Below are 24,644 nucleotides of genomic sequence, written 5' to 3'. Positions count from 1 at the left end.
CCCCGGCGCACGGACCGCTGCGACCTCCGCATCGAAGGGTCCGCCCGCCGGGGGTGCCTCGCCTGGTTCCGGACTATGCCTTGCGGCCGGCTATGCCTTGCGGCCGGTGATCACGACGGTGTCCGCACCGAGGGGCAGCCGTCCGGTGGGCTCGAAGCCCACCGCGCGGAACCACTGCTCGTACTCGGCGCCCGTGTAGACCATGCCCTCGCCGGAGGCGATGGTGTGGAAGTAGGCGGACAGCATCGCCGCCCGCTCGGGTCCGGTGCCGTCGTCGTCCTGGCGCGGGGTGACCACGTAGATCCCGCCGCCGGGCGGGAGGGCTCGGGCGGCCTTGGCGAGCAGTTCCTGGATCCGCTCGGGGGACCAGATCTCCAGGAAGTGCGCGAAGAGCACTCCGTCGCAGCCGGCCGGGAACTCGTCGTGGAGGGCGTCGAGGCTCACCGCCCGCACCCGGTCGGCCAGCCCGAGCTTCTCGATCTTCTCGTTGGCGGCGGTCGTCACGGAGGGCAGATCGGCGATGGTGATGCGCAGGTCCGGCCAGCGGGCGGCGAGGCTCGCGGCGTTGATGGCCGTTCCGCCGCCGATGTCCAGGAGGTGGCCGCACCCCGAGAGCTCCAGCCTCTCCCCCAGCTCGGCGCCCACGAGCCTGCTCACCGACGACATCATGGTGTGGAATGTGCTCTCCAGCTCGGGATTTTCGGCGAGCCGCCCGTAGAGCGTGGACGCCGTTCCCGGAATTTCCCGCCGCAGACCGATGTTGGTGTCTTCCTTGAGGGATTCACAGAACCAGGCCATCGCCCGGTAGATACCGTGTTGTTCCCAGGGAATGTTGGACGCGGGCGACTCGTCGAAGTTCGCGGTCAGCGGCTTCGAGAGCGGAGTGGTGTGGTAACCCTCGCCGTCCTTGCGCAAAAGCCCGAAGACCGTACAACCGAGAAGGAGGATGCGGGTGGGCTGCTCCTTGAGATCCAGCCGTGCGGCGATCTCCCGTACGGCCAGGCCGGGCTCCTTCTCCGCCAGCGCGAAGAGCCCCAACTGGAATCCCGCGCTCAGGAACTGAAACCGATAGTGGGCCTTGTAGAGCCCTCTGAGCTCCACTTCTATCGGTACCTCGGTTTGCGTCATGCCCAACCCTTCTCTGCCAAGGAGTCGTTCGGCCGACGGCATATCAGAGCACAAAATCCGAGGTGATTGTAGCCATGTTCGAAGGTTCAGGGGACGGGAGTGTCATTTATTCTCCGGGCCCCAAAAACGGAATTGACCCTTCCTTGAGAAAGGGCCTTTGCCGGGCTGGGAGGCGGAATCGCGAGAAGGGTACGGCGAATGATCCCGGGGGCCCGGATGCCGGCCGGTGGTCGGCCGGCCGGCAGTCGCGCGATACGCGGACGTACGGGTGCGGGTGGTGCGAGCGCGCGGCTGAGCGGTCAGCCGGTGAGCGCGGGAATGACCCGCTCGCCGTACGCGTCGAGCGTGCGCTCCTTCGCGTCGTGCATCGCGTAGACGGCGAACTGGTCGACCCCCAGGGCGCGCAGCCGCTCCAGCTTCTCGATATGCGCCTCGGCCGGGCCGAGCAGGCAGAACCGGTCGACGATCTCATCGGGGACGAAGGCCGTGTCCGGATTGCCGCTGCGGCCGTGGTGTGCGTAGTCGTACCCCTGCCGCTCCTTGATGTACGCGGTCAGGGACTCGGGCACGGCGCCGGAGTGCTCGCCGTAGCGGGAGATCAGGTCGGCCACATGGTTGCCGACCATGCCGCCGAACCAGCGGCACTGCTCACGGGCGTAGGCCAGGTCGTCGCCGACATACGCGGGGGCGGCGACGCAGATGGTGACCGCGTCCGGATCGCGCCCGGCCTCGGCGGCGGCGGTGCGCACCGCCTTGACCATCCACTCCGTCAGGAAGGGGTCGGCGAGCTGCAGGATGAATCCGTCGGCCTTCTGCCCGGCCAGCGCGAGCGCCTTGGGGCCGTACGCCGCCATCCACACCGGCAGCCTGCTGTCCTCGATCCAGGGGATGCGCATCGGGCTGCCGTCCACGACGGCCTCCCTGCCCTCCGCCAGATCGCGGATGGCGTCGATGGCCTCGCCGAGGCGGGCGAGGGTGTTGGGCTTGCGACCGGCCACCCGCAGCGCGGAGTCACCACGGCCGATACCGCAGACGGTGCGGTTGCCGTACATCTCGTTGAGGGTGGCGAAGGTGGAGGCGGTCACCTCCCAGGTGCGGGTGCCCGGATTGGTGACCATGGGGCCGACGATCAGCCGCTCGGTCCGGGCCAGGATCTGGCTGTAGATGACGAACGGCTCCTGCCACAGCACGGCGGAGTCGAAGGTCCAGCCGTAGCCGAAGCCGTTGCGCTCGGCGCGGCGCATCAGCTCGACGACGGCCGAGGCGGGCGGATCGGTCTGCAGGACGAGTCCGAAGTCCATGCTCGCTCCCTGGCTCAGCCGAGGTACTGACAGGTGTCGCGGACGAGGAACTGGCCGTGCCCGGCACGCCCGGTGTACTCCCGCCGGTCGATGACGGGGACACCGCGCGACAGCACGGTCTCGACCTGCCCGGTGATCCGCTTGCCCTCGTACGCCGAGTAGTCGACGTCCATGTGGTGGGTCTCGACGGACAGGGTCTGCTGGGCCGCCGGATCGTAGACGACGATATCGGCGTCGGTCCCCGGCGCGATGGTGCCCTTCCGCGGGTAGAGGCCGAACATCCTGGCCGGGGTGGCGCAGGCGATCTCGATCCAGCGGCGGCGGGAGATATGGCCGTCCACCACGGCCTGGTGGAGCAGGTCCATCCGGTGCTCCACCCCCGGCATCCCGTTGGGGATCTTGGAGAAGTCGCCCCGGCCCAGCTCCTTCTGCCCGGTGAAGCAGAATGGGCAGTGGTCGGTGGAGACCACCTGGAGGTCGTTGGTCCGCAGCCCCCGCCACAGCGCGGCCTGGTGCTCGACGGGCCGAAGCGGTGTGGAGCAGACGTACTTGGCGCCCTCGAAGTCCGGTTCTGCGAGGTTGTCCGTGGACAGGAACAAATACTGCGGACAGGTTTCGCCGAAGACCGGAAGCCCCAGGTCACGTGCCTGCGTCAGCTCCGCGAGGGCCTCCTGGGCCGACACATGGACGACATACAGCGGGGCGCCGGCCACCCGGGCGAGCTGGATGGCGCGATGGGTCGCCTCCGACTCCAGCAGCGCCTTGCGGACCTCACCGTGATAGCGGGGGTCGGTCCTGCCCTCGGCCAGGGCCTGTTCCACCAGGACGTCGATCGCGATGCCGTTCTCGGCGTGCATCATGATCAGCCCGGCGTTGGCGGAGGCGCGCTGCATGGCCCGCAGGATCTGTCCGTCGTCGCTGTAGAAGACCCCCGGATAGGCCATGAACAGCTTGAAGCTGGTCACGCCCTCCCCCACCAGGAGATCCATCTCCTTGAGCGCGCTCTCGTTCACATCGGAGAGGATCATGTGGAAGCCGTAGTCGATGGCGCAGTTGCCCCGCGCCTTCAGGTCCCAGGCGTCCAGCCCCTCGCGCAGGGCGTGGCCCACCGTCTGGATGGCGAAGTCCACGATGGTGGTGGTGCCGCCCCAGGCCGCCGCCCGGGTGCCGGTCTCGAAGGTGTCGGCGGCGTAGGTGCCGCCGAACGGCATCTCCATATGGGTGTGCCCGTCGACCCCGCCCGGGATGACGTACTTGCCGGTGGCGTCGATCGTACGGTCGGCCGTCCAGCCCTCGGCGTACGCGCTGCCGGACGAGGCGAGGGCGGCGACCTTCCCGTCCTCGATCAGCACATCGGCCAAGGTCTCCTCGGCGGCGGTGACGACCAGACCGCCGCGGATCACGGTACGGGACATCAGCTCACGCTCCTTCCGGACCGGGTGGTCTTGAGAGCGGCCTCGAGGATCTCCGCGCCCTCCTCGGCCTCGGCGACGGTGAGGCTGAGCGGCGGGGCGATCCGCAGCACGCTGCTGTTGTGCCCGCCGCCCTTGCCGATGAGCAGCCCGCCCTCCCGGGCGGCCTCCAGAACGGCGGACGCGCCCTCGGGGTACGGGGCGCCGGTGCCCGGTTCGACCAGCTCGATGCCGATCATCAGCCCCCGGCCGCGGACCTCGCGCACGGTGTCCAGACCGGCGCAGGCGGCGCGCAGCCGCTCGATCAGCAGCCCGCCGACCCGGCGGGCGTTGCCCTGCAGATCGTGTTCGACCAGGTGGGTGAGGTTGGCCAGACCGGCGGCCATCGTGATGGGACTGCCGCCGAAGGTGGAGATGGAGTTGGCGCCCAGGCAGTTCATGACCTCGGCGCGGGCGACGACACCGCCGATCGACATGCCGTTGCCGATGCCCTTGGCGAAGGTGAGGATGTCGGGCGGCCCGGAGCGGTCGTGCGCCTGCCAGCCCCAGAAGTGGTCACCGGTGCGGCCCCAGCCGGTCTGCACCTCATCGGTGATCCACAGGATGCCGTGCCGGTCGAGCACCTCGCGGAAGGCGGCGAACAGCCCGTCGGGCGGCGAGGTGAAACCGCCGACGCCCTGGACCGGCTCGGCGATCAGCGCGGCGACATTGCCGTGCGCCTGGCCGAGGACGTCCTCGAGATCGGCGACGCACGCCTTGATGAACTCCCCGTCGGACAGCCCGGCGAACGGCCCCCGGGTGCGCACCCCGCCATGCACATACAGCGTCTGCAGCGGGGACAGGCTGGTCGGCGACCAGCCGCGATTGCCGGTGATGCCGACGGCCGAGAACGAACGGCCGTGGTAGCTGTTGCGCATCGCCAGGATCTGGTTGGAGCGGCGATAGGTGGTGGCGAGCAGCAGGGCCGTGTCATTGGCCTCGGTGCCGGAGGTGGTGAAGAAGACCCGCGCGTCCGGGATGCCGGACAGGGTGGCGACCCGCTCGGCCAGGTCGACCATGGGCCGGTCGAGGTAGAGCGTGGAGGTGTGCAGGATCCGGCCCGCCTGCTCGCTGATGGCCTTGGTGACCTCGGGGAGGGCGTGCGCGGTCATGGTGGTGAGGATGCCGCCGAAGAAGTCGAGGTAGCGGTTGCCCTCGGCGTCCCAGACATGGCGGCCCTCGCCGTGGGTGATCTCGATGGGGCGCTGGTAGTAGACGGCGAGCCAGTCGGGGAGCACGGCTTGGTGCCGGGTGTGCAGGGCCGCGTGGGTGCCGCGGTTGGCATCGCCGCCGCTCGTTGCGCTGCTGCTGCCGCTCACGGCATCCCTACCGCTCACGGCATCCCTGCCGCTCATGGCTTCACCAGCCCCTCGTAGGCGTCGGGGCGCCGGTCGCGGTAGAACGCCCACTGCTGCCGCACCTCGTCGATCAGGCCGAAGTCGAGGTCGCGGATGATCAGCTCCTCCTCCTTGTCACTGGCCGCATCGCCGACGAACTGGCCGCGCGGATCGACGAAGTAGCTGGTGCCGTAGAAGTCGTTGTCGCCGTACTCCTCGGTGCCGACGCGGTTGATCGCGGCGATGAAGTACTCATTGGCGACGGCCGCGGCGGGCTGTTCGAGCTGCCAGAGGTAGGCCGACAGCCCACGGGAGGTGGCCGAGGGGTTGTAGACCAGTTGCGCCCCGGCCAGGCCCAGCGCACGCCAGCCCTCGGGGAAGTGGCGGTCGTAGCAGATGTACACCCCGACCTTGCCCACGGCGGTGTCGAACACCGGCCAGCCCACGTTCCCCGGCTTGAAGTAGTACTTCTCCCAGAACCCCTTGACCTGCGGGATGTGGTGCTTGCGGTACTTGCCCAGATAGCTGCCGTCCGCGTCGATCACAGCCGCGGTGTTGTAGTAGAAACCCGACTGCTCGAGCTCGAAGACCGGCACCACGATCACCATGCCGGTCTCCCGCGCCAGCTCCCGCATCCGCTGCACGGTCGGCCCATCCGGTACCGGCTCCGCCCACCGGTAATGCTCCGCCTCCTGCACCTGGCAGAAGTAGGGCGCGTTGAACACCTCCTGGAAGCCAATCACCTTGGCGCCCTGCGCGGCCGCCTGCCGGGCGTACTCCTCATGCTTCGCGATCATCGATTCGGTATCGCCGGTCCAGGTGGCCTGGACGAGAGCGGCACGTACGAGGTTGGCCATGATGAGCTCCTCAACCTGTGTCTACGCACGTAGAATCCGGCTCTGAAGAACGTAAGAGCGCACTGACCACTCTGGCAATACCGCCGCCGTTACTCAACGAAGACGATCACGTTTCCTGTTTTATCGGGTTGCGGGGTGGGTGGATGGGTGCGGGTTTCAGCTCGCGCCTTCGGCGCGAAACGGCGCCGCACCCAACCAAGCCGACCAACCCGAACCACCCGGCCGGCCACCCCGAACAGCCCGAACCACCCGTCTAGCCCGAACGAGCGCCACTCGGGACTCAAGGCTCATGCTCAGGCGAGACCGGGTACGCCCGGCAGCCCCGCGGCGCGCAGCGCATGGGCGAGATCGTGGTAACTGCTGGAGGACACACCTGCGGCAGCATCGAGCAGCAGGGGCACCAACGTGGCGGGGTCCTCCGCCGCCGCCCGTGCCGCCTCCTCCGGCGTGCGGGCCCGTACCAGCGCCTCCAGCAGAAACGCCGCCCTGCGAGGGACGCCCGCCGCGAGGAGCGCCTGGGCGGTGTGGGCCACCTCGGGGACGGGTCGCGAGACGCTCTGCCGTAACAGCCGCTCGCCGTCGGCCTCGCGGTCCGCCGCGACCAGCGCTTCGGCGGCTGCTGCGAGCCGTCCGGGCGGCAGACACGCCATTTCCCACAGCAGCGTGGACACATCGGCCCCGAGTCCGGCGCGCTCCAGTTCCTCCGCGAGGACGGGCAACCGTGGGGCGGGCCAGGCGGCGGCCTCGCACAGCACGGCATGGGCCTCGCCGGATCGGCCCGCCACCCGGAGTCGGCCGACCCGCGCGACGGCCTCCTGTGCCGCACGTCGCGCGGCGGCGCGCTCCGCCGCCTCCCGGGCAAGCCGCCGCCCATCGTCCGCCGCCTTGTCCCGCTTACGGCGCTTGCCGCCGCCCTCGCCGTCGTACGCCCCGGCGAACCGGGCACCGCGCGGGGTCGCGGGGAGCTCCGTTCCGCTCTCCGCCGGGGGCGGGGCAGGTGAGGACGGCAGCAACGCCGCCGTGCCCCCGCCTCCGGCCCCGGCGAACCGCGCCCCGCGCAGCCGAGGGGAGGCAGAGGCGGGCGCGGGCGGCACGGGCTCCCGGCCCTGCACGGGGACTTCGAAAGCCACGTCCGCACCCGAAGCCACACCGAGCGCGGGGGTGTCCGGCGGCGTGGCCTCCACCGCGGCCTCCGAGACCGACGGCCCGGGCGCCGCGCCCACCTCCTCCACCCCGGCAAACCACGCCCCACGCGGTACAGGTCGCGCGGAACCCGCAGCAGGCGCGGGGGCAGGCGCGGGGGCACCCACGGAGGTGCCCGGCGGCGTGGGCCCCGCCGCCGGGGCCGCCGGCCAAGGCGCCGGGGTGGACGCTGGCGGCGCGGGCCGCAAGCCCTGCGCGGGCGGCTCGGCAGACGCGTCCGCGCCCGAACCCACAGCGGACGCGGAGGTGTCCGGCGGCGTGGGCCCCGTCGTCGGGGCCAACGGCCGGGGCGCCGGGGCAGGCGCGGTCGGCGTGGGGCCCGTCGGGGCTGTCGGCCGGGGCGCCGGGGCCTGTGCGGTTGGGGTGGGGCCCGCTGGTGGGGGCGCCGCGGGGGTGGGGGGTCCGGGCTGCGGGGGCGGTGGCTGGGAGGGGCGAGGCGTGAGGGCGGTGAGGCGGGCGTGGAGTTCTTCGGTGCGGGCCGTCGCGCGACGCCAGTCATCGTGGGCCCAGGCCAGCTCCGCGCCGAGGCGTTCGCGGTCGGCCGCGCCCTCGGCGGCGGACACCGCCGCCTGGAGGTCGCGTTCGCGACGGGCGGCGTTCCGCTGTTCGCGGAGCATGCCGTCCAGGCGGTCCTGGAGTGCCTCGCGACTGCCGGGTCCGGCGTCGTGGGCCGCGACCGAGGCACGGTAGAGGGTCGCGGCGCGGGCCGCCGCCTCCTGCGCGGGCCCGGCGCCGCGCTGGGTGGAGAGGTCCTGCAGCAGGGATTGGACGACGTCCCACGGCGGCACCTCGAGGCCGTCGAGGCAGGCCCGCAGTCCCTCGGGGTCGCGCAGGGCGAAGACGCCGTACCAGCCCGTCCCCGCGTCCAGCCGCCTCGTCAGCGCCCGCAGATAACTCGCGAACTCCTCGACCTCGGCCGGGAGTTGCCCGCTCGCCATGGCCTCCGCTCCCCTCCCCCTCGGACGATGCACGGCCCAAGGCCACGCATTCGACACCCTGCGTGTTACGGAATCGGTTACGGCTGCGCTACGAGCGCTTTTCCTGCTCCGCACACGACAGGCAAACTTGCAAGTTTGTCTGTTGAACTCCTAGGGTGAGGGCATGGCCACGCCCGATCATCCGCCCACCGAGCCCGCCCACCGGCCAGAAACCGGGCCCCGTACAGAGACCGGCCCGCGGGCCGAGGAGCGGATCGCCGTCGACCTCGCCGCGGTCGTCAGTCAGCTCATGCGCCGTATGCGGGCGGCCTCCTCGCACGGGGCGCTCACCCCCTCCCAGCGCGCGGTCATCAGCCGGCTCTACACCGAGGGGCCGACCACCACCGCCGCGCTGGCCCGCGCCGAGCTGGTGCGGCCGCAGTCGATGCGCATGATCCTGGCCGCGCTGGAGGAGCAGACGCTGGTGGAGCGGGCCCCGCATCCCACCGATGGGCGGCAGGTGGTCTTCTCGATCACCGAGCGGGGGCGGGAGGCGATCACATCCGTACGGCAGGCCAAGCAGAGCTGGCTGCTCGACGCGATCGACACCCGTCTCGACGCCGATGAGCGCCGAACCCTCGCCGAGGCCACCGAACTCCTCAAACGGCTGGTCCAGGAATGACCGACACCGCGGGCAAGCCCGCCATACCCCCGACGACGGGGACGGCGGGCGCGAACCCGGTCCTGGGCAACCCCGCCGACCCCGCCGCGGCCACCACGCCCACCGACTCCGCCGACCCCTTCGGCCCCCGGCTGATGGCCCCGCTGCTCATCGGCTCGGTCCTCAACCCCGTCAACTCCACGATGATCGCCACCGGACTGGTGGCCATCGGCCAGGACTTCGGCGTCGGCTCCGCCCAGACCGCCTGGCTGGTCGCCTCCCTCTACCTCGCCAGCGCCGTGGGGCAGCCCGCGATGGGCCGGCTCGCCGATCTGCTGGGGCCGCGCCGGGTCTTCCTCTGCGGGCTGCTCGTGGTGTGCGCCGCCGGGATCGTGGGCGCGCTGGCGCCCGCGTTCGGCTGGCTGATCGCCTCGCGGGTGCTGCTCGGCATCGGTACGTCCGCGGCGTACCCCGCGGCGATGGCGCTGCTGCGCGCCCAGTCCGTCGCCACCGGACGCGAGACACCGCGCCCCGTGCTCGGCCGGCTCTCGCTCGCCGCGCTCGGCAGCGCGGCGGTCGGGCCGGTGCTGGGCGGGGTGCTCACCGCGACGGCCGGATGGCGGGCGATCTTCGCGGTCAATGTGCCGCTGGCCCTCATCGGCATCGCCCTCGCGCTGCTCTGGCTCCCCAGGACCCGTATGGCGAGCGCGGACGGCGAGAACGCCGGGGCGCGGACGGCGGGCGCGGCCTTCGATCCGCTCGGGATCGCGCTGTTCACCGGCACCCTCACCACCCTCATGATCTTCCTGATGGACCTGGAGCGGCCCAACTGGGCGCTGCTGCCCGTCGTCCTGGTCCTCGCGGCCGCCCTGACCTGGTGGCAGTTGCGCCGTCCCCGCCCCTTCATCGATCTGCGGATGATCGGCCGCAACCGCTCCCTCGCCCTCACCTACCTCCGCCACGGCACGGCGTACCTGGTCATCTACATGGTCATGTACGGGTACGCACAGTGGCTGGAGGAGGGGCACGGCTACTCCGCCTCCCGGGCCGGTCTGATCATGCTGCCCATGTCGGGCGCGGCCGCCGTGTGCTCACTGCTCGGCGCCCGTACGAAGGGCATCTACGCACCGCTCGTCCTTGCGGCCGTCCTGCTCGCCGCGGGGAGCGGGGTACTGCTCCTCGCCGACGAGTCCACCCCGCTGCTCGCGCTGCTGCTGGCCGCGGTCCTCTTCGGGCTGCCGCAGGGGCTGTCCTCGACCGGCAACCAGGCCGCCGTCTACACCCAGGCCCCGCGCGAGAGCGTCGGCGCGGCGGCCGGGCTGCAGCGCACCTCGCAGTACCTCGGCGCGATCACCGCCGCCGGGCTGATCGGGCTCTTCTACGGACAGCGGGCGACCGCCGCCGGGCTGCACGGCATCGCCATGGTGGCGGGTGCGCTCAGCCTCGCGGTGCTGCTGCTGACCGCCACCGACCGGGCCCTGCGCGCCCGCGCCCGTACCCGCACCTGACCACCCCCCTTCCCCCATACGACCCACAGACCCGCAGACCCGCAGACCCGCAGACCCGCAGACCCACCCCAGGAGGCACCATGCCCGCCACCACGCTCGACCCCGACACCGCCCTGGTCCTCGTCGACCTCCAGAAGGGCATCACCGGACTGCCCACCGTCCACCCCACCGCCGAGGTCATCGAGCGCGGCGCCCGGCTGGCGGGCGCGTTCCGCAAGCGCGGGCTGCCGGTCGTCCTCGTCCGGGTCGTGGCCGGGGCGCCGGGCCGCACCGAGGCGCAGCGGGGCGGCGGAGGCGGGCAGTTCCCGGCCGACTTCGCCGACCTCGTGCCGGAACTCGGCCACGAGGACGGCGACGTCGTGGTCACCAAGCACACCTGGGGCGCCTTCCACGGCACCGACCTCGACCTCCAGCTCCGCCGCCGCGGGGTGACCCAAGTGGTGCTCGGCGGCATCGCCACCAGCATCGGTGTGGAGTCCACGGCCCGTGGCGCGTACGCGCACGGGTATCACGTAACCCTGGCGACCGACGCCATGACCGACATGGACGCCGAGGCGCACCGCAACAGCGTCGAGAAGATCTTCCCCCGGCTCGGGGAGACCGACTCCACCGACGCGATCATCGGCCTGCTGGGCTGAGAAGCCGCTGGGCAGAGAAGCCGCAGAGCTGGAGCCTGGGCGGCGGGCTCCTGGATCGCACCAGGAGCCCGCCGACCCACCGCGTCGGATCAGCGCTTCGGGCTGACCACCATCGCCGAGCCGCCGCCCCGCCGTTCAGTCTCGGCCGCCGCCAGCCACCGTCCGCCGGACAGCCGCTGCACACCGGTCGCCGCCCCGATCTCGGGGTTCTGCTTGAAGGAGTGGCCGAGCGCCTCCAGCTTGGCGCGCTCGGGGCCGTTCCACAGCCCCGGTTCCAGCTCCGTCTGGGCCGCGTTGCGCTGGCTGGCGCGCGGTGCGGCGATCGCGTCGACCAGCGGCATGCCCCGGTCGAGATGGTTCAGCAGGGTCTGCAGCACGGTGGTGATGATGGTCGCCCCGCCCGGGGAGCCCAGCGCCAGCACCGGCTTGTGGCCGTCCAGCACGATCGTCGGCGACATGGAGGAGCGCGGCCGCTTCCCCGGGCCCGGCAGGTTCGGGTCGTGGACGGCGGGGTCGGCGGGCGCGAAGGAGAAGTCGGTCAGCTCGTTGTTGAGCAGGAAGCCACGGCCGGGGACGGTGATCCCGCTGCCGCCGGTCTGCTCGATGGTGAGGGTGTAGGCCACGACATTGCCCCACTTGTCGGCGACCGTGAGATGCGTGGTGTTCTCGCCCTCGTACGTGGTCGGGGCGGCGTGGCCGCGGGTGTCGCAGGAGCCGGGCGCGGCCGGGCTGTTCGGGTCGCCGGGCGGTACGGGGCTCTTGAGCACCGCGTCGTCCTTGATCAGGCAGGCCCGGGAGTCGGCGAACCGCTGCGAGGTGAGCCCCTTGGTGGGGACGTCCTCGGCGGCCGGGTCGCCGACCCAGCGGCCCCGGTCGGCGAAGGCGATCCGGCTGGCCTCGATATAGCGGTGCAGATACTCGAGGTCGCTGAGCTTGGAGAGGTCGGTCTTCTCCAGGATGTTGAGCGCCTCGGCGACGCTGGTCCCGCCGGAGGACGAGGGCGCCATGCCGTACACGTCCAGACCGCGGTAGGCGGTCCGGGTCGGGGCCTGCCGCTTCGTTCCGTAGGCCCGCAGGTCCTCGGCCGTCAGATCGCCCGCGCGCACGACGCGCTGCGCCTTCGGGTCGACGGGCGGCTTGCGCACGGTGTCGACGATGCCGCGGCCCAGCTCGCCCTTGTAGACGGCGCCGACGCCCTTCTTGGCCAGCAGCGCGTACGTACGGGCGAGGTCGGGGTTGCGGAAGGTCGAGCCGACCGCCGGGAGCTCGCCGCCGGGCAGGAAGAGCTTGGCGGTGGCCGGGAAGTCCTTGAAGCGGGCCTGGTTGTCGGCGGTCTGCTGCCGGAAGGTGCTGTCGACGGTGAAGCCGTCGCGGGCCAGCCGCTCGGCGGGCCTGAGCACCTGCCCCAGCGAGCGGGTGCCCCAGTTCTTCAGCGCGTCGTTCCAGGTGGCGGGGGTGCCGGGGGTGCCGATGCTCAGCCCGCTGGTGACGGCGTCGGCGAACGGCAGCGGTTTGCCGTCCTTGCCGAGGAAGAGCTTCTCGTCCGCGCTGCGAGGCGCGGTCTCGCGGCCGTCGAGCGTGGAGACCTTGTGCCGCTTGGCGTTGTAGTAGACGAAGTAACCACCGCCGCCGACACCCGACGAGTACGGCTCGGTGACCCCGAGCGCGGCGGCGGTCGCGACCGCCGCGTCCACCGCGTTGCCCCCGTGCCGCAGCACATCGATCCCGGCCGCCGAGGCGTCGGCGTCCACGCTGGAGACCGCGCCGCCGTAGCCGACGGCCACGGGCGTCTTGGCGGGAGCGGGCTTCGCGGTGTCGTCCCGCTCCTGCCCGGCGGCTCCGGCCGGGACGACGCCCAGCACCGCGACCATTCCGGCCGCGGCCGCCAGCGCGGGCAGTCGGCGCCGGACGGCCGCCGCGGCGGAGGCGCGAGTGGTGGACGTGGTTGACGATGCGGCTGGTCGTACGGCGTGCCCCATCCGTGACCTCCAAGCGAAACGACAGGGAGCGGAGCCTACCCGCGAGCCTCATGCCCACGACAGGGGTAGTAGATCGCCGGTCCGTCCCGCCATCCGTACATGTGTCCGTGCCCGCGTTCGTTCACCCGTACGCTCGAACGCGTACCCGATCGGCCGCTACGATGCGCGGCCATGACAGACACCCTGCAGGACCTGATCGCCTCCGCGGCGGCCCTGATCGTGGGCCTGGCTGCCGGCTGGGCCGTGCACTCGGCGTTCGGGCGCCGCAAGCGCGCCCGCGAGCAGCGCTTCTTCGGTCTGCCGGACGGTTCGGAGTGCGTGCTGGTCACCCACCGGGACAGCACCTCGGCCCACTGGAGCATCCCCCGCCATGACGCGCTCGCGCTGCTCGGTCTCGCGGCGATCGTGGAGAACTGCGGGGCGCATACCGAGGTCGCCCCGCATGACACGGGGCTGCAGGGCTTCGGCGCGCGCACCGAGTTCTGCGTCGGCGATCCGACCGCGCACCGCAGGCTCGCCGCCCATATGACCAATCTACTGCCGGGCGTCACCGTGCACCCGGGGGACGACTCCGGCACGGACCGGGGGATGTTCACCATCGCCGGTACGCACTACCGCCCGGAGCCGGGCACGGTCGAGTATGTGCTGCTGGCCCGGCTGACGGCGGGCGAGGACAGCCGGCCGGTGTTCCTGGCGGCAGGTCAGCGGCCGGTCACCCATCGTGCCGCCGTCCGCCATCTCGTCCGCAACCGCGCCCGGCTGGCCCGGAAGTACGGCGCCCAGGGCTCGTTCTGTCTGCTGCTGAAGGTGGTCAACTCCCAGGCGTACGGCCCGGACCTGGTGGAGCTGGTCGCGGATGTGACCAAACCGGCGACCACTCCGGCGGGCCCCCGCGCCGCCGCGAAGGCGGCCGCGAAGGACGACTGAGCCCAGCCAAGGGCGGCTGAGCCCAGCCAAGGGTGGCTGAGTCGGCCAAGGACGACCGGCTCAGCCGCGGACCCGGCCGAACAGGCGCGCCCCGCCCATCAGACACAGCGCCGCCAGGGCGAGGGTGACGGCCGCCCCGACGGCGACCGTGGTGTTCGCGTAGTGCCCCAGGAACACCTGGCGCACCGCGTCGACCGTGTAGCGGAACGGCACCGCGCGCGAGGCGCCCTCCAGCCATCCGGGAGCCAGGGCCATCGGCAGCAGCAGGCCGGAGAGCAGCATCAGCGGCATGGCCGCCGTGTTGGCGATGGCGGCGAACTCCGGGGATGTACGGACGTTCATGGCCAGCCCGTAGGAGAGCGCGGACAGCGCCGCCGCGAGCACGGCCACGAACAGCAGGCCGATCAGCACGCCGGGGAGCGGGGCACGCAGCCCGAAGGCCAGGCCGAGCAGCACCAGCAGCACCGACTGGGCCACGAGCTGGACGACATCGCGCAGGGTGCGGCCGAGCAGCAGCGCCAGCGGGCTGACCGGGGTGACCCGCATCCGGTCCAGAACGCCGAGGTTGCGGTCCATCAGCAGTCCGAGTCCGACGTACGACCCGCCGAGCAGGGCGAGCTGGACGAGCACACCGGGGACCAGCGTCTGCCAGGACGATCCGCTGACGCCCATGTCGAGTCCGGTCAGCAGCGGGCCGAAGAGGGCGAGCAGGAGCAGCGGCTGCAGCATCCCGAAGAAGAGATTGGTCTTCGAGCGAAGCGTCGAGCGCAGACAGCGGCCGAAGACGATGCCCGTATGGGCGAGAAGAGTCATGAGAGGGCCTTGGGTGGTCGGGTGCGGCGTCGGATTGCTCAGACGGCTCAGACGGCTCAGATAGCTCGGATGGCTTAGACAGCTCAGATGGATCGGACGGCTCAGATGGCGAGTGGCTCATCGGCCGTGGACCGGCCGGTGATGGCGAGGAAGGCGTCCTGGAGGCTGGCGGCCGGATCGCCCGCATGGCGGCTCTTGAGCTCGGCGGAGGTGCCCTCGGCGACGATCCGCCCGGCGTCCACGACCGCGATCCGGTCGGCGAGGGCATCGGCCTCGTCCAGGTAGTGGGTGGTGAGGAAGACCGTGGTGCCGTGCTCGGCGCGGACGCGCCGCACCAGGTCCCACAGCTCGACCCGGCTGCCGGGGTCGAGACCGGTGGTGGGCTCATCGAGGAAGAGCACCTCGGGCCGGTTGACCAGGCCCAGCGCGATCTCCACCCGGCGGCGCTGACCGCCGGAGAGGGCGGCGGTCGGGCGGTCCATGAGCCCCGACAGGCCGAGCTCACCGGCGAGTTCATCGGCGCGCCCGGCCGCCGCGCCCCGGGACATCAGATGCAACCGGCCCTGGGTGACCAGCTCCTCGCGTACGGAACACGCGGGGTCCAGGCCGCCCGACTGGGCCACATAGCCGATCCGCCGGCGCACGCCCGCCGGATCGCGGAGCAGATCGCGGCCGGCGATCTCGGCCTCGCCTCCGCTGGGCGGCAGCAGGGTGGTGAGCATGCGCAGGGTCGTGGTCTTACCGGCTCCGTTGGGGCCCAGGAAGCCGAGGATCTCGCCGCGACCGACGGTCAGATCGATGCCGCGGACGGCATACACGGGGCCGCTGCCCAGCACGAAGGTCCGGGTGAGGCCGCGAACGCGGATGACGGATGAGGACATGCCCTCGATGAGAGCACAACGGGCCCCAAACTTGCAATGGACTTAAAACTTAGAGGCAAGCGCAAATTTGCAACGGGATACACTGACGGCCATGAGCGAAGGACTGCGGGAACGGCACAAGCGCCGTACGCACCGACGGATCGCGGACGTGGCCACCGGCCTGTTCCTGGAGCGGGGCTTCGACCGGGTCACGGTCGCCGAGGTCGCCGAGGCCGCGGAGGTGTCCGTCAACACCGTCTACAACTACTTCCCGGCCAAGGAGGATCTGGTCCTGCCGCCCGACCAGGCGTCCCCGCGGCGGCTCGCCGACATCGTGCGCGAGCGCCCGCCCGGCCGGTCCGCCGCCCAGGCGGTGCTGGACCGGCTGCGCGAGGAGGTGGAGCGCCGCGATCGCTCACTGGGGCTGACCGAGGGCTTCGGCCCGTTCTTCGCGATGATGCGGGCCGCCCCCACGCTGGTCGCCCGGCTGGAAGAGCTCGGCCACCGGATGAACGGCGAACTGACCGCCGTGCTCGCCGAGGAGACCGGCACGGCGCCCGAGGATCCGCTGCCGCGTGTGGTGGCCGCCCAGATCAGCGGCTATCACTCACTCATCTTCGGCGAGATCGGCCGACGCGTCACGGCGGGCGAGCGCCCCGACGCCATCGCCAAGGCCGTGACGGAACTCCTCGACGCCATCGAGGAGATGCTCGGCGCGCCGATGCTCGGCTACGCCGTACGGGAGGAGCGACCGTGTTCCGAGTGACCATCCGCGGGGCCTTCGAGGAGCTGGGCAAGGACGAGCGCGAGGCGCTGCGCACCGCGGTCGGCTCCTTCCAGGTGGGCTTCACCGAGGCGGGCACCTTCACCTGTGACCAGAGCCTTTCGGCGTTCACCTTCCGCTGCCAGGTTCCGGCGGAGGAGCCGGACGACGGCGAACACGAGGCGACCGAACGGGCCATCGCGGTGCTGACCGCGCATGGTCACCCCCATCGGATCCTGCGGGTCGGGGTGACGGACATGCCGGACATCAAGATCCGCCGCAAGGGCAAGCGGGGCTGAACGGCCGCGGGCCGACCGGGACTCGGCGCGGAGCCGGGGGCTCGGCCAGGACCCGGGGCTCAGCCACAGGCGGGGATCGCGCGCGAGCGACGCCAACCGCGGGCGGCACTCCGCGCGGGAGTCAAGACCCGGGGCCAGCACTTCAGCCGCGGGCGGTATGCAGCGACGAGCGGGATTCAGCGCGGGCCGGGCTCAACGCGAAGCCACAACATAACGGCGTAAGGGGCTCCGCATAGGCGGGGCCGGACCCTTGCGGATCCGGCCCCCGGATAGCGCCCCGGGCCGGGCCGGCCCCGGCAGCCGACCACGGCCTCTATCGTTACCCAGGCGTAACTTACCGCGCTATTACCGCCGGTAAACCCCCGAGTTACCGTCAGGTCACCAGCACCGGTGCTCCCCTGCCCCCACGGCACCCCCACCAGGAGCCACAGTGACCCCTGCCCGCAAAGCCCTGCGCCCCACCATGGCCGCCGCCGTCTCGGTGACCGTCCTGGCCGGCACGGCCTTCGGCCTCGCCCCCTCCGTCCAAGCCGCGGCACCGACCCCGCCCGCCGCCACGACCGCCTCCGCCTCCTCGGGCGTCTCCATACGGTTCGTCGACATCCCCGGCGACGGCGGCGTGAAGCTGGCCGCCAACGTCGTGGCCCCCGCGGACGCCGACGCCTCCCGCCGCCTGCCCCTCGTCGTCCTGCCCACCAGTTGGTCCCTGCCCCAGGTCGAATATCTCGCCCAGGCCAAGAAGCTCGCCGAAGCCGGGTATGTGGTGCTCACCTACAACTCCCGAGGCTTCTGGCAGTCCGGCGGGAAGATCGAGACGGCCGGGCCGCCCGATATCGCCGACGCGTCCAAGGTCATCGACTGGGCGCTGGCCAACACCCCCGCCGACCCCGACCACATCGGCATGGCCGGGCTCTCCTACGGCGCCGGGATCAGCCTGCTCGCGGCCGGTGCCGACCCGCGGATCAAGGCCGTGGTGGCCATGAGCGGCTGGGCGGACCTGGTCGGCTCGATCTACAGCGGGCGCACCCAGCACGCCCAGGCCGCCGGGCTGCTCGCCGGGGCCGGGGAGCTGACCGGCCGGCCCAGCGATGAACTCCGGCAGATCCTCGACGACTTCTTCTCCTCCGACCTCGCCAAGGAGCCGGACCTGATCGCCTGGGGCAAGAAGCGGTCCGCCGCCGCCCAGCTCGACCGGATCAACGCCAATGGCGCGGCCATCATGCTGGGCAACTCCTGGGGCGACTCGATCTTCCCGCCCAACAGCTACGCCGACTTCTTCGAGAAGCTCACCGGCCCCAAGCGGCTGGAGCTGCGGCCCGGCGACCACGCCACCGCCGAGCTCACCGGCCTGCTCGGACTGCCCAACACCACCTGGAGCCACGCCAGGCAATGGCTGGACCGCTACCTCAAGGGCGAGCGCAACGGCATCGACACGCAAGCGCCGGTGCAACTGATGTCCCGTACGGCGGGCGGCGACGACTACGAGGGCTACCCGAGCTGGTCGGCCGTCCCCTCCGGGCACCGCCGCGTCCCGCTCGCCACCACCGAGAAGATCACCGCCAACCACGACTCCGGTGCCAACGCCGGGACGGTGCTGCTGAGCGGCGCCCTCGACCAGTTCCTGAAGGTCCCGCCGCTGGCCTCGATCCCGCTGCTGCCCCGGTCCCGCGCGGCGGTCTGGCAGACCGGAGCCTCGGCGCGCGAGCAGCGCGTCCGCGGCACCGTGAAGCTCCACACCACCGTGACCACCGACCGCTCGGACGGTACGGCGGTCGCGTATCTCTACGACGTGGGCCCGCTGGGCATCGGCAAGCTCATCACCAACGCCCCGGTCACCTTCCACGACCGCACCCCGGGCACGCCCTTCGGAGTGGACCTGGAGCTGTTCTCCACGGCGTACGACGTCCCGGCGGGCCATCGGCTGGCGCTGGTCGTCGACACCGTCGACCCGCTCTACCTCGAGCACAACCCCGACGGCGCCCATCTCACCTTCTCGTCCCCGGCCGCCGATCCGTCCTACCTCACGGTCCCGGTCCGCGATTGAGGCACCGTCCGGCCGCCCCGGCTCAGCCGCGGGTGTCCCCCGGCATCGGGGCGGCCGGTTCGGCGGCGGCGACCTCGACCTGGCGGGTCTTCACACTGCGCCGCTCCCGCTTGGCCACCCAGTTGGCGAACCATGACAGCAGCATGCACATCCCGATGTAGATGGGTGAGATCACCATGACCACCGGGATGAACGGCAGGTCGTAGTCGAGATTGGACGCGATCAGCTTTCCGGCGTGCAGAAACTCCTCATAGGTGATGAGAAAACCGAGCGAGGTGTCCTTCAGGGCCACCACCAGTTGGCTGATGATGGCAGGCAGCATCGCCCGCACCCCCTGCGGCACCAGCACGGACGTCATGACCTGGGTCTTCCGCAGGCCGAGCGAGTACGCCGCCTCGCGCTGGCCGCGGTCCACCGAGTTCACCCCGGCCCGGAACACCTCGGCCAGCACCGAGCCGTTGTACAGCGTCAGCCCGGTGACGAGGGCGGGCAGCGGCTGGACCTTCAGCGCCACGAAGACGAAGAAGATCATCACCAGGACGGGCATCGCCCGGAAGAACTCCACCAGCAGCGTGGCCACCCAGCGCACCGGGCGATGCTCGGAGAGCCGCCCGGCGGCGAGCACCCCGCCGAGGGCGAGCGAGAGGACCGCGGCGATGCCGAACGCCTTGAGGGTGCCCGCGAGCCCGTTCAGCAGCAGCTCCTGGATGCCCTTGTACTCGAACGGCATCCACTTGCGGTAGGCGAACTGGCCGGTGTGGATGAGGAGATAGACGACCCAGCCGAGCAGGGCCAGCAGCACGGCCGTCCCGGCCAGCGCGTAGATCCGGTGCCGGCGCCGGGTGTGGGGCCCGGGGACGTCGTAGAGGGCGGTGGTCGAGGGGGCGGTCATCGCTGCACCCCCCAGCGCCGCTCCAGGAGGGCGAAGATCGCGCTGATGGCGAGGGTGATGATCAGATACCCGGCGGCGATCCAGACGAAGGACCAGATGACGCTGTACCCCCGCTCATTGAGGGGTTTGTAGGTGCCGAGCAGTTCGGTGACGCTGAACGACCCGGCGATGGCCGAGTTCTTGGCGAGCGCGATCAGGGTCGACCCGATCGGCGGGATGACCGATCGGAACGCCTGCGGCAGCACCACCGCGCTCAGCGTCTGGTCGAACGTCATGCCCAGGCCGCGGGCCGCCTCGCCCTGCCCCACCGGCACCGTGTTGATGCCCGCGCGGACCGCCTCGCAGATGAACGCCGAGGTGTAGCAGCCGAGCGCGATCACCGCGAAGACCGTGAACGGCAGCACAAGACCGAAGCGCGGCAGCCCCAGCATCACCGCGAAGAACAGCAGCGTCAGCGGGGTATTGCGGAGCACCGTCACCCAGGCGGTGCCGAACGCGCGCAGCGAGGCGACCGGCGCCACCCGGAAGGCGGCCATCAGGATGCCGAGTGCCAGGGCGAGCAGCGAGGCGTAGACGGTCAGCTCCACGGTGCCGAGGAAGCCCTTGCCGTAGAGCGAGAAGTTCTGGGTGAGCACGTCCATGGGAGGGCCTTCAGCCGGTGCGGTAGCGGTCGATGGGGGGCGGCTTGGGGGCGGGCACACCGGAGAGGCCGAGGGTCGCCTCGTACGCCTTCTTCCAGTCGCCGTTGCGCTCATGGACCTGGATCGCGTCGTCCAGCGCGAAGCGCAGCGCGTTGTCCCGCTTGGGCACGCCGATGCCGTACGGCTCCTTGGAGAAGGGCCGGCCCACGACCTTCAGCTCCTCGGGGGCCTTGGCCGCGTAGCCGAGCAGGATGGTGTTGTCGGTGGTCACCGCGTCGACCTGGAAGCTGAGCAGGTTGTCCACGCACACCGAGTACGTGTCGTACGCGACCGCGTGGGCCTTGGGGTAGTCGGTCTGGATGCGCTGCAGCGGGGTCGAGCCGGCCACCGAGCAGACCGTTCTGCCCGCGAGGTCGGCGGGGCCGTGGATGTCGTTCTCGTCGGTGCGCACCAGCAGCGACTGGCCGGCCATGAAGTACGGCCCGGCGAAGCCGACCAGCCGTTTGCGCAGCGGATTGATGGTGTAGGTGCCGACGTAGTAGTCGATCTGGCCGCTCTGGAGCGCGGTCTCGCGGTTGGCGGAGGCGATGGTCTGGAACCGGATGGTCTTCGGGGCGAAGCCGAGGGAGGCGGACATCATGCGGGCGATCTCGATGTCGAAACCCGAGTAGCGGCCGGTGGCCGGGTCCCGCTCGCCCAGATAGGGCTGGTCCTCCTTGACCCCGACGGTGAGATGGCCGCGGTGCTCGGCCCGGCGCCAGGTGGGCGAGGAGGGCAGCCGGAAGCCGGTCGCCACCTTGTAGGTGGGCAGCTTCTCGGCCCGGGGTCCCTTGGCGGGCGGGCTGCCCTCCTTGCCGCAGCCGACCGTGAGCAGCAGGGTCAGGGCCGTGGCGAGGGCGGCGGTCGCGCGGCGCAGACGCCTCATGTCCGTCATCACCGGCTCAGTGCTTGAGGATCTTGGACAGGAAGTCCTTGGCCCGCTCGCTCTCCGGGGCCCTGAAGAACTCCTCCGGCGGACGGTCCTCGACGATCCGGCCGTCGGCCATGAAGACCACCCGGTTCGCGGCGGAGCGGGCGAAGCCCATCTCGTGGGTGACGACGACCATCGTCATCCCTTCCTCGGCGAGCCGGCGCATCACCTCCAGCACCTCGTTGATCATCTCCGGGTCGAGGGCGGAGGTCGGCTCGTCGAAGAGCATCACCTGCGGATCCATCGCCAGCGCGCGGGCGATGGCCACCCGCTGCTGCTGGCCGCCGGAGAGCTGGGCGGGGAACTTCCCGGCCTGGTCGGCGAGTCCCACCCGGTCCAGCAGGTCGAGCGCGCGCCGCTCGGCGTCCTGCTTCCCGCGGCGGCGGACCTTGGTCTGACCGAGCATCACATTGGCCACCACGGTCCGGTGCCCGAAGAGGTTGAACGACTGGAAGACCATGCCCACCTCGGCCCGCAGCCGCGCCAGCTCCTTGCCCTCGTCGGGCAGCGGCCGGCCGTCGACGACGATGGAGCCGGACTGGACGGTCTCCAGCCGGTTGATGGTCCGGATCAGGGTGGACTTGCCGCCGCCGGAGGGGCCGATGACCACGACCACTTCGCCGCGCCCGACGGTCAGATCGATGTCCCGCAGAACGTGCAGCGCGCCGAAGTGCTTGTTGACGCCGTGCAGCTCGATCAACGGCTCGCCGACGGCCATACCCGGCCCCACCCACCTTCCGCTGCGTCCCGGTCAGCGCAAGCTATCCAGACAACTGCGGAGCTTGGGGTACGGACACGCGCTGATGGGCGGATACCGCCCGACAGGGCCTACGGGGTGTCGGCCCCGCCAGGGCTCCGCCCCGAACCCCGCTCCTCAAACGCCGGAGGGGCTCGATTACCCCGGGGTCTGGGGCGGAGCCCCAGTTGAGGGAAGGGGCGGGGAACAGCCCGCCGCAGGCGTCACGATCCGCCGGACCCCCTACGCCTCGGCGACCTCGGCGTAGCACCGGGAGAGTTCGGGGGCGCCGTCGGCGGCCCACTGCTGACCGGCCTCCACGACGTCGACCTCCCGGCCCGAGGCCAGCATCACGACGGGCCGGCCGTTGGGCCACACCTGCCAGACGGCCCCGGGGACGGTGCGGACGATGACCGTGCCGAGGTAGAGACCGGCGTCGTTACCGAGCCAGGGGAGCTCGTCCGGGTCGTCGCGCCAGCGCGGCGCCATCTGGTCCAGCGCCTCCAGGGAGGCTGTCGAGTCATCAAGTCCGATGCCCGCGGAGGCGGCCCGCGCGCGCAGCAGCTCGCATTCGGAGAGCAGTTGGGCGACGCCCTGGGGGTCCTCCTCCTGGGCGCCCATCAGGGCCGTGCCCGAGGCGGGGCCGCGTCGCTTGCGCCAGTTGCCCAAGAAGGAGATGTTCATACGACTCAGCGTGGCATCCTGACCACCGGCGCACCACAGGGCGCGCGGTGTGAGCTGTGACCCGATGCTTGTTGGGCGGCGCGAAAGCGGCGCGACGCGACGCGAGACGTGACCCGTTGCTTGTCTTGACGACACCCACCCGCCTTTCTACGTTCTTCCCGCGCCTGTCGAATCACCGGTCAGGTGGGTTGCGAGAGGGGACACTTATGCGCGTCGCGAGACCCTGGACAGCCGCCGGGATCGTCGCGGGAGGTGTCACTCTCGCACTCCTCGCGCCCTCCTCCGCCGCACCGGCCGGCGTGCCGACCCAGGCGACCCGGCCGACCCAGAAGCCGCTCCCTTTGGAGCGGCTTTTCGACAACAGGGCGGTCAGCGATGACGCCCGGCCGGGTGACGCCGACTTCGACGGTGCGGGCGCCTCGCTCTCCGCACAGGATCTGCGGGCCGCCGGCTGGACCCCGGGGCGCGGCATCGCCCTGGACGCCGCGAGGCTGACCTGGCCGCGGAGCGCGGGGGCACGGCCCGACAACGTGATCGCCGATGGACAGGCGGTGCGGCTGCGCGGGCGGGGCGAGGCGGTGACCTTCCTGGTGGCGAGCAGTTCACCGGACGGGCCCGGCGCGGGGGCGGGCGGTGTCGGAACGGTGCGCTACCGGGACGGGTCGAGCCGTCCCTACACGCTGAGCGCGCCGGACTGGCGGGCGGGCCCCGCCGCCACCAAGGCCGTCGGGCTCCCCCATCTCAACACCGCCGCCGGGCAGCGGCAGGAGACGGCCCGGCTGTACGCGGTGACGGTGCCGCTGGAGCGCGGCCGGGATGTCGCGTCGGTGGTGCTGCCGAGGGATCCGGGCGCGGCGGCCGATCTCCATGTCTTCGCCGCGTCGCTGCGGCAGCCCACGGACGGCTGGACCGGGAGCTGGGCGGCGAGCACCGCCGGGTACACCAAGGTCGGGCCGTGGACCGATCAGACGCTGCGACTGGTGGTGCACACCAGCGCGGGCGGGCCGAGGGCCCGGGTCCGGCTGGAGAACACCTTCGCCGCATCTCCCGTGGAGATCGGCCATGCGACGGTCGCGCTCCAGGCGGGCGGCGCGGCGGCGCAGGGCGCACCGGTGCCGCTGACCTTCGGCGGGCGGCCCGGGACCTCGGTCCCCGCGGGGGCGCAGGTGTTCAGCGATCCGGTGGACTTCCCGGTTCCGGCGGACGTCAATCTGCTGGTGAGCATCCATCTGCCGGGTCCGGTCGCGGCGGTGCCGGTGCACAGCCAGGCCACCCAGCGGTCGTATCTGAGCGCGGCGGGCAGCGGTGACCGGACCGGTGAGCCGGGCGCCGAGTCCTATACCGGCACCCTCACCACCTGGCCGTTTCTGACCGGGGTCGATGTGCGGGGCGGGCCGGGTTCGGTGGTGGCGCTCGGCGACTCGATCACCGACGGCACCAAGTCCACCAATGACGCCAACCGCCGCTGGCCCGATGTGCTCTCGCGCCGGCTGCGCGGCCAGTCCGAGATCCCGGCGTACGGCGTGCTCAACGCGGGCATCTCCGCCAACCGCGTGGTCGCCGACCGCTATCCGGGCGAGGGCGTCTCCACGGACACCGGCGGGGTCAGCGCACAGCACCGGCTGGAGCGGGATGTGCTCGCCCAGACCGGGGCCCGTACGGTCGTCGTCTTCCAGGGCATCAACGATCTGCGCTGGGGCAGCTCGGCCGAGGAGCTGATCGCGGGGCTGCGGTCGCTCGCGGCGCGTATGCATGAGCGCGGGCTGCGGGTGGTCGGGGCGACCATCGCCCCGTGCGAGGGCGAGTCGCTGTGCACGGCGGACGCGGACGCGCGGCGCTCGGCCGTCAACGCCTTCCTGCGGGACAGCGGCGGGGCGTTCGACGACGTACTGGACTTCGACGCGGTGGTGCGGGACCCCGAGCATCCGGCGCGGATCCTGCCCGCCTACGACAGCGGGGACCATCTGCACCCGGGGGACGCGGGGTTGCGGGCGATGGCGGAGTCGATCGACCTGCGGAAGCTGGTGGCGTAAGC

At 71.7% G+C, this 24,644-nt stretch carries 22 protein-coding genes; 8 read left to right on the top strand and 14 right to left on the bottom strand.

Going from position 1 to position 24,644, the window contains the following annotated elements:
• Positions 1-90: 90 nt before the first annotated feature.
• The 6 genes from STRVI_RS10920 to STRVI_RS10895 all read right to left on the bottom strand — a co-directional run bounded on the left by STRVI_RS10920 (position 91) and on the right by STRVI_RS10895 (position 8,215).
• Positions 91-1,128: a methyltransferase gene (locus STRVI_RS10920; protein ID WP_014055705.1), complete on the bottom strand. Its 1,038-nt coding sequence runs from the start codon at positions 1,126-1,128 to the stop codon at positions 91-93.
• A 299-nt stretch (positions 1,129-1,427) separates the two neighbouring features.
• The gene (locus tag STRVI_RS10915; RefSeq protein WP_014055704.1) at positions 1,428-2,429 is read right to left on the bottom strand and encodes a TIGR03842 family LLM class F420-dependent oxidoreductase; all 1,002 of its coding nucleotides are present in this window, start codon (positions 2,427-2,429) and stop codon (positions 1,428-1,430) included.
• A gap of 14 nt (positions 2,430-2,443) precedes the next feature.
• Complete coding sequence (gene hydA, locus STRVI_RS10910; RefSeq protein WP_043235736.1) at positions 2,444-3,847, bottom strand: dihydropyrimidinase; 1,404 nt, start codon at positions 3,845-3,847, stop codon at positions 2,444-2,446.
• On the bottom strand, positions 3,844-5,235 hold the full coding sequence (locus STRVI_RS10905) for an aspartate aminotransferase family protein (RefSeq protein ID WP_014055702.1): 1,392 nt from the start codon (positions 5,233-5,235) through the stop codon (positions 3,844-3,846). The genes hydA and STRVI_RS10905 overlap by 4 nt, the downstream gene beginning before the upstream one ends.
• Positions 5,232-6,074 carry a nitrilase-related carbon-nitrogen hydrolase gene (locus tag STRVI_RS10900; protein ID WP_014055701.1) on the bottom strand — a complete coding sequence of 281 codons (843 nt, stop codon included), beginning with the start codon at positions 6,072-6,074 and terminating at the stop codon, positions 5,232-5,234. The genes STRVI_RS10905 and STRVI_RS10900 overlap by 4 nt, the downstream gene beginning before the upstream one ends.
• Before the next feature lie 293 nt (positions 6,075-6,367).
• On the bottom strand, positions 6,368-8,215 hold the full coding sequence (locus tag STRVI_RS10895) for a hypothetical protein (RefSeq protein ID WP_014055700.1): 1,848 nt from the start codon (positions 8,213-8,215) through the stop codon (positions 6,368-6,370).
• A 163-nt stretch (positions 8,216-8,378) separates the two neighbouring features.
• Here STRVI_RS10895 and STRVI_RS10890 point away from each other — a divergent pair, with 163 nt between their 5' ends.
• From STRVI_RS10890 to STRVI_RS10880, 3 genes are all read left to right on the top strand, one after another.
• Positions 8,379-8,876, top strand: coding sequence for a MarR family winged helix-turn-helix transcriptional regulator (locus tag STRVI_RS10890; RefSeq protein WP_014055699.1), 498 nt, complete (start codon positions 8,379-8,381; stop codon positions 8,874-8,876).
• Positions 8,873-10,363, top strand: a complete 1,491-nt coding sequence (locus STRVI_RS10885; protein ID WP_014055698.1) for an MFS transporter — start codon at positions 8,873-8,875, stop codon at positions 10,361-10,363. Before STRVI_RS10890 ends, STRVI_RS10885 begins: the two co-directional genes overlap by 4 nt.
• A gap of 80 nt (positions 10,364-10,443) precedes the next feature.
• The gene (locus STRVI_RS10880) at positions 10,444-11,001 is read left to right on the top strand and encodes an isochorismatase family protein (protein WP_014055697.1); all 558 of its coding nucleotides are present in this window, start codon (positions 10,444-10,446) and stop codon (positions 10,999-11,001) included.
• 89 nt (positions 11,002-11,090) lie between these two features.
• Here the strand turns inward: STRVI_RS10880 and ggt are convergent, their stop codons facing one another.
• On the bottom strand, positions 11,091-12,872 hold the full coding sequence (ggt, locus tag STRVI_RS10875) for a gamma-glutamyltransferase (protein ID WP_050993920.1): 1,782 nt from the start codon (positions 12,870-12,872) through the stop codon (positions 11,091-11,093).
• 279 nt (positions 12,873-13,151) lie between these two features.
• On the opposite strand from ggt, the gene STRVI_RS10870 reads away from it, so the two are divergent.
• Positions 13,152-13,907, top strand: a complete 756-nt coding sequence (locus tag STRVI_RS10870) for a hypothetical protein (protein WP_014055695.1) — start codon at positions 13,152-13,154, stop codon at positions 13,905-13,907.
• Between the two features lie 60 nt (positions 13,908-13,967).
• Here STRVI_RS10870 and STRVI_RS10865 read toward each other — a convergent pair whose 3' ends face one another.
• Positions 13,968-14,720 (bottom strand): ABC transporter permease, encoded by a 753-nt coding sequence (locus STRVI_RS10865; protein WP_014055694.1) that lies wholly within the window; start codon positions 14,718-14,720, stop codon positions 13,968-13,970.
• Positions 14,721-14,821: 101 nt separating this feature from the next.
• Positions 14,822-15,601, bottom strand: a complete 780-nt coding sequence (locus STRVI_RS10860; RefSeq protein WP_014055693.1) for an ABC transporter ATP-binding protein — start codon at positions 15,599-15,601, stop codon at positions 14,822-14,824.
• A gap of 91 nt (positions 15,602-15,692) precedes the next feature.
• Between STRVI_RS10860 and STRVI_RS10855 the strand changes: the two genes are divergently transcribed.
• The 3 genes from STRVI_RS10855 (at position 15,693) to STRVI_RS10845 (ending at position 18,686) form a co-directional block, all read left to right on the top strand.
• Positions 15,693-16,346, top strand: coding sequence for a TetR/AcrR family transcriptional regulator (locus STRVI_RS10855; protein WP_043235732.1), 654 nt, complete (start codon positions 15,693-15,695; stop codon positions 16,344-16,346).
• Entirely contained in the window at positions 16,334-16,642 is a 309-nt protein-coding gene (locus STRVI_RS10850; protein ID WP_014055691.1) for a DUF6204 family protein, read from the top strand. The genes STRVI_RS10855 and STRVI_RS10850 overlap by 13 nt, the downstream gene beginning before the upstream one ends.
• Before the next feature lie 430 nt (positions 16,643-17,072).
• Positions 17,073-18,686, top strand: coding sequence for an alpha/beta fold hydrolase (locus STRVI_RS10845; protein ID WP_014055690.1), 1,614 nt, complete (start codon positions 17,073-17,075; stop codon positions 18,684-18,686).
• A gap of 22 nt (positions 18,687-18,708) precedes the next feature.
• Here the strand turns inward: STRVI_RS10845 and STRVI_RS10840 are convergent, their stop codons facing one another.
• The 5 genes from STRVI_RS10840 to STRVI_RS10820 all read right to left on the bottom strand — a co-directional run bounded on the left by STRVI_RS10840 (position 18,709) and on the right by STRVI_RS10820 (position 22,609).
• Complete coding sequence (locus tag STRVI_RS10840) at positions 18,709-19,578, bottom strand: amino acid ABC transporter permease (RefSeq protein WP_014055689.1); 870 nt, start codon at positions 19,576-19,578, stop codon at positions 18,709-18,711.
• On the bottom strand, positions 19,575-20,219 hold the full coding sequence (locus tag STRVI_RS10835) for an amino acid ABC transporter permease (protein ID WP_014055688.1): 645 nt from the start codon (positions 20,217-20,219) through the stop codon (positions 19,575-19,577). Before STRVI_RS10835 ends, STRVI_RS10840 begins: the two co-directional genes overlap by 4 nt.
• Before the next feature lie 10 nt (positions 20,220-20,229).
• A complete protein-coding gene (locus STRVI_RS10830) occupies positions 20,230-21,153 on the bottom strand; it encodes a glutamate ABC transporter substrate-binding protein (RefSeq protein ID WP_014055687.1) in 924 nt (307 codons plus the stop codon).
• A 7-nt stretch (positions 21,154-21,160) separates the two neighbouring features.
• On the bottom strand, positions 21,161-21,907 hold the full coding sequence (locus STRVI_RS10825) for an amino acid ABC transporter ATP-binding protein (protein WP_014055686.1): 747 nt from the start codon (positions 21,905-21,907) through the stop codon (positions 21,161-21,163).
• Positions 21,908-22,168: 261 nt separating this feature from the next.
• Positions 22,169-22,609: a DUF6278 family protein gene (locus tag STRVI_RS10820; protein WP_014055685.1), complete on the bottom strand. Its 441-nt coding sequence runs from the start codon at positions 22,607-22,609 to the stop codon at positions 22,169-22,171.
• A gap of 206 nt (positions 22,610-22,815) precedes the next feature.
• On the opposite strand from STRVI_RS10820, the gene STRVI_RS10815 reads away from it, so the two are divergent.
• A complete protein-coding gene (locus STRVI_RS10815) occupies positions 22,816-24,642 on the top strand; it encodes an SGNH/GDSL hydrolase family protein (protein WP_014055684.1) in 1,827 nt (608 codons plus the stop codon).
• Positions 24,643-24,644: the final 2 nt, after the last annotated feature.

The organism is Streptomyces violaceusniger Tu 4113 (genome assembly GCF_000147815.2).
Classification (GTDB): domain Bacteria; phylum Actinomycetota; class Actinomycetes; order Streptomycetales; family Streptomycetaceae; genus Streptomyces; species Streptomyces violaceusniger_A.
The sequence above is the reverse complement of the archived record's forward strand: the minus strand, read 5'-3'. Positions and strand labels throughout refer to the sequence as shown.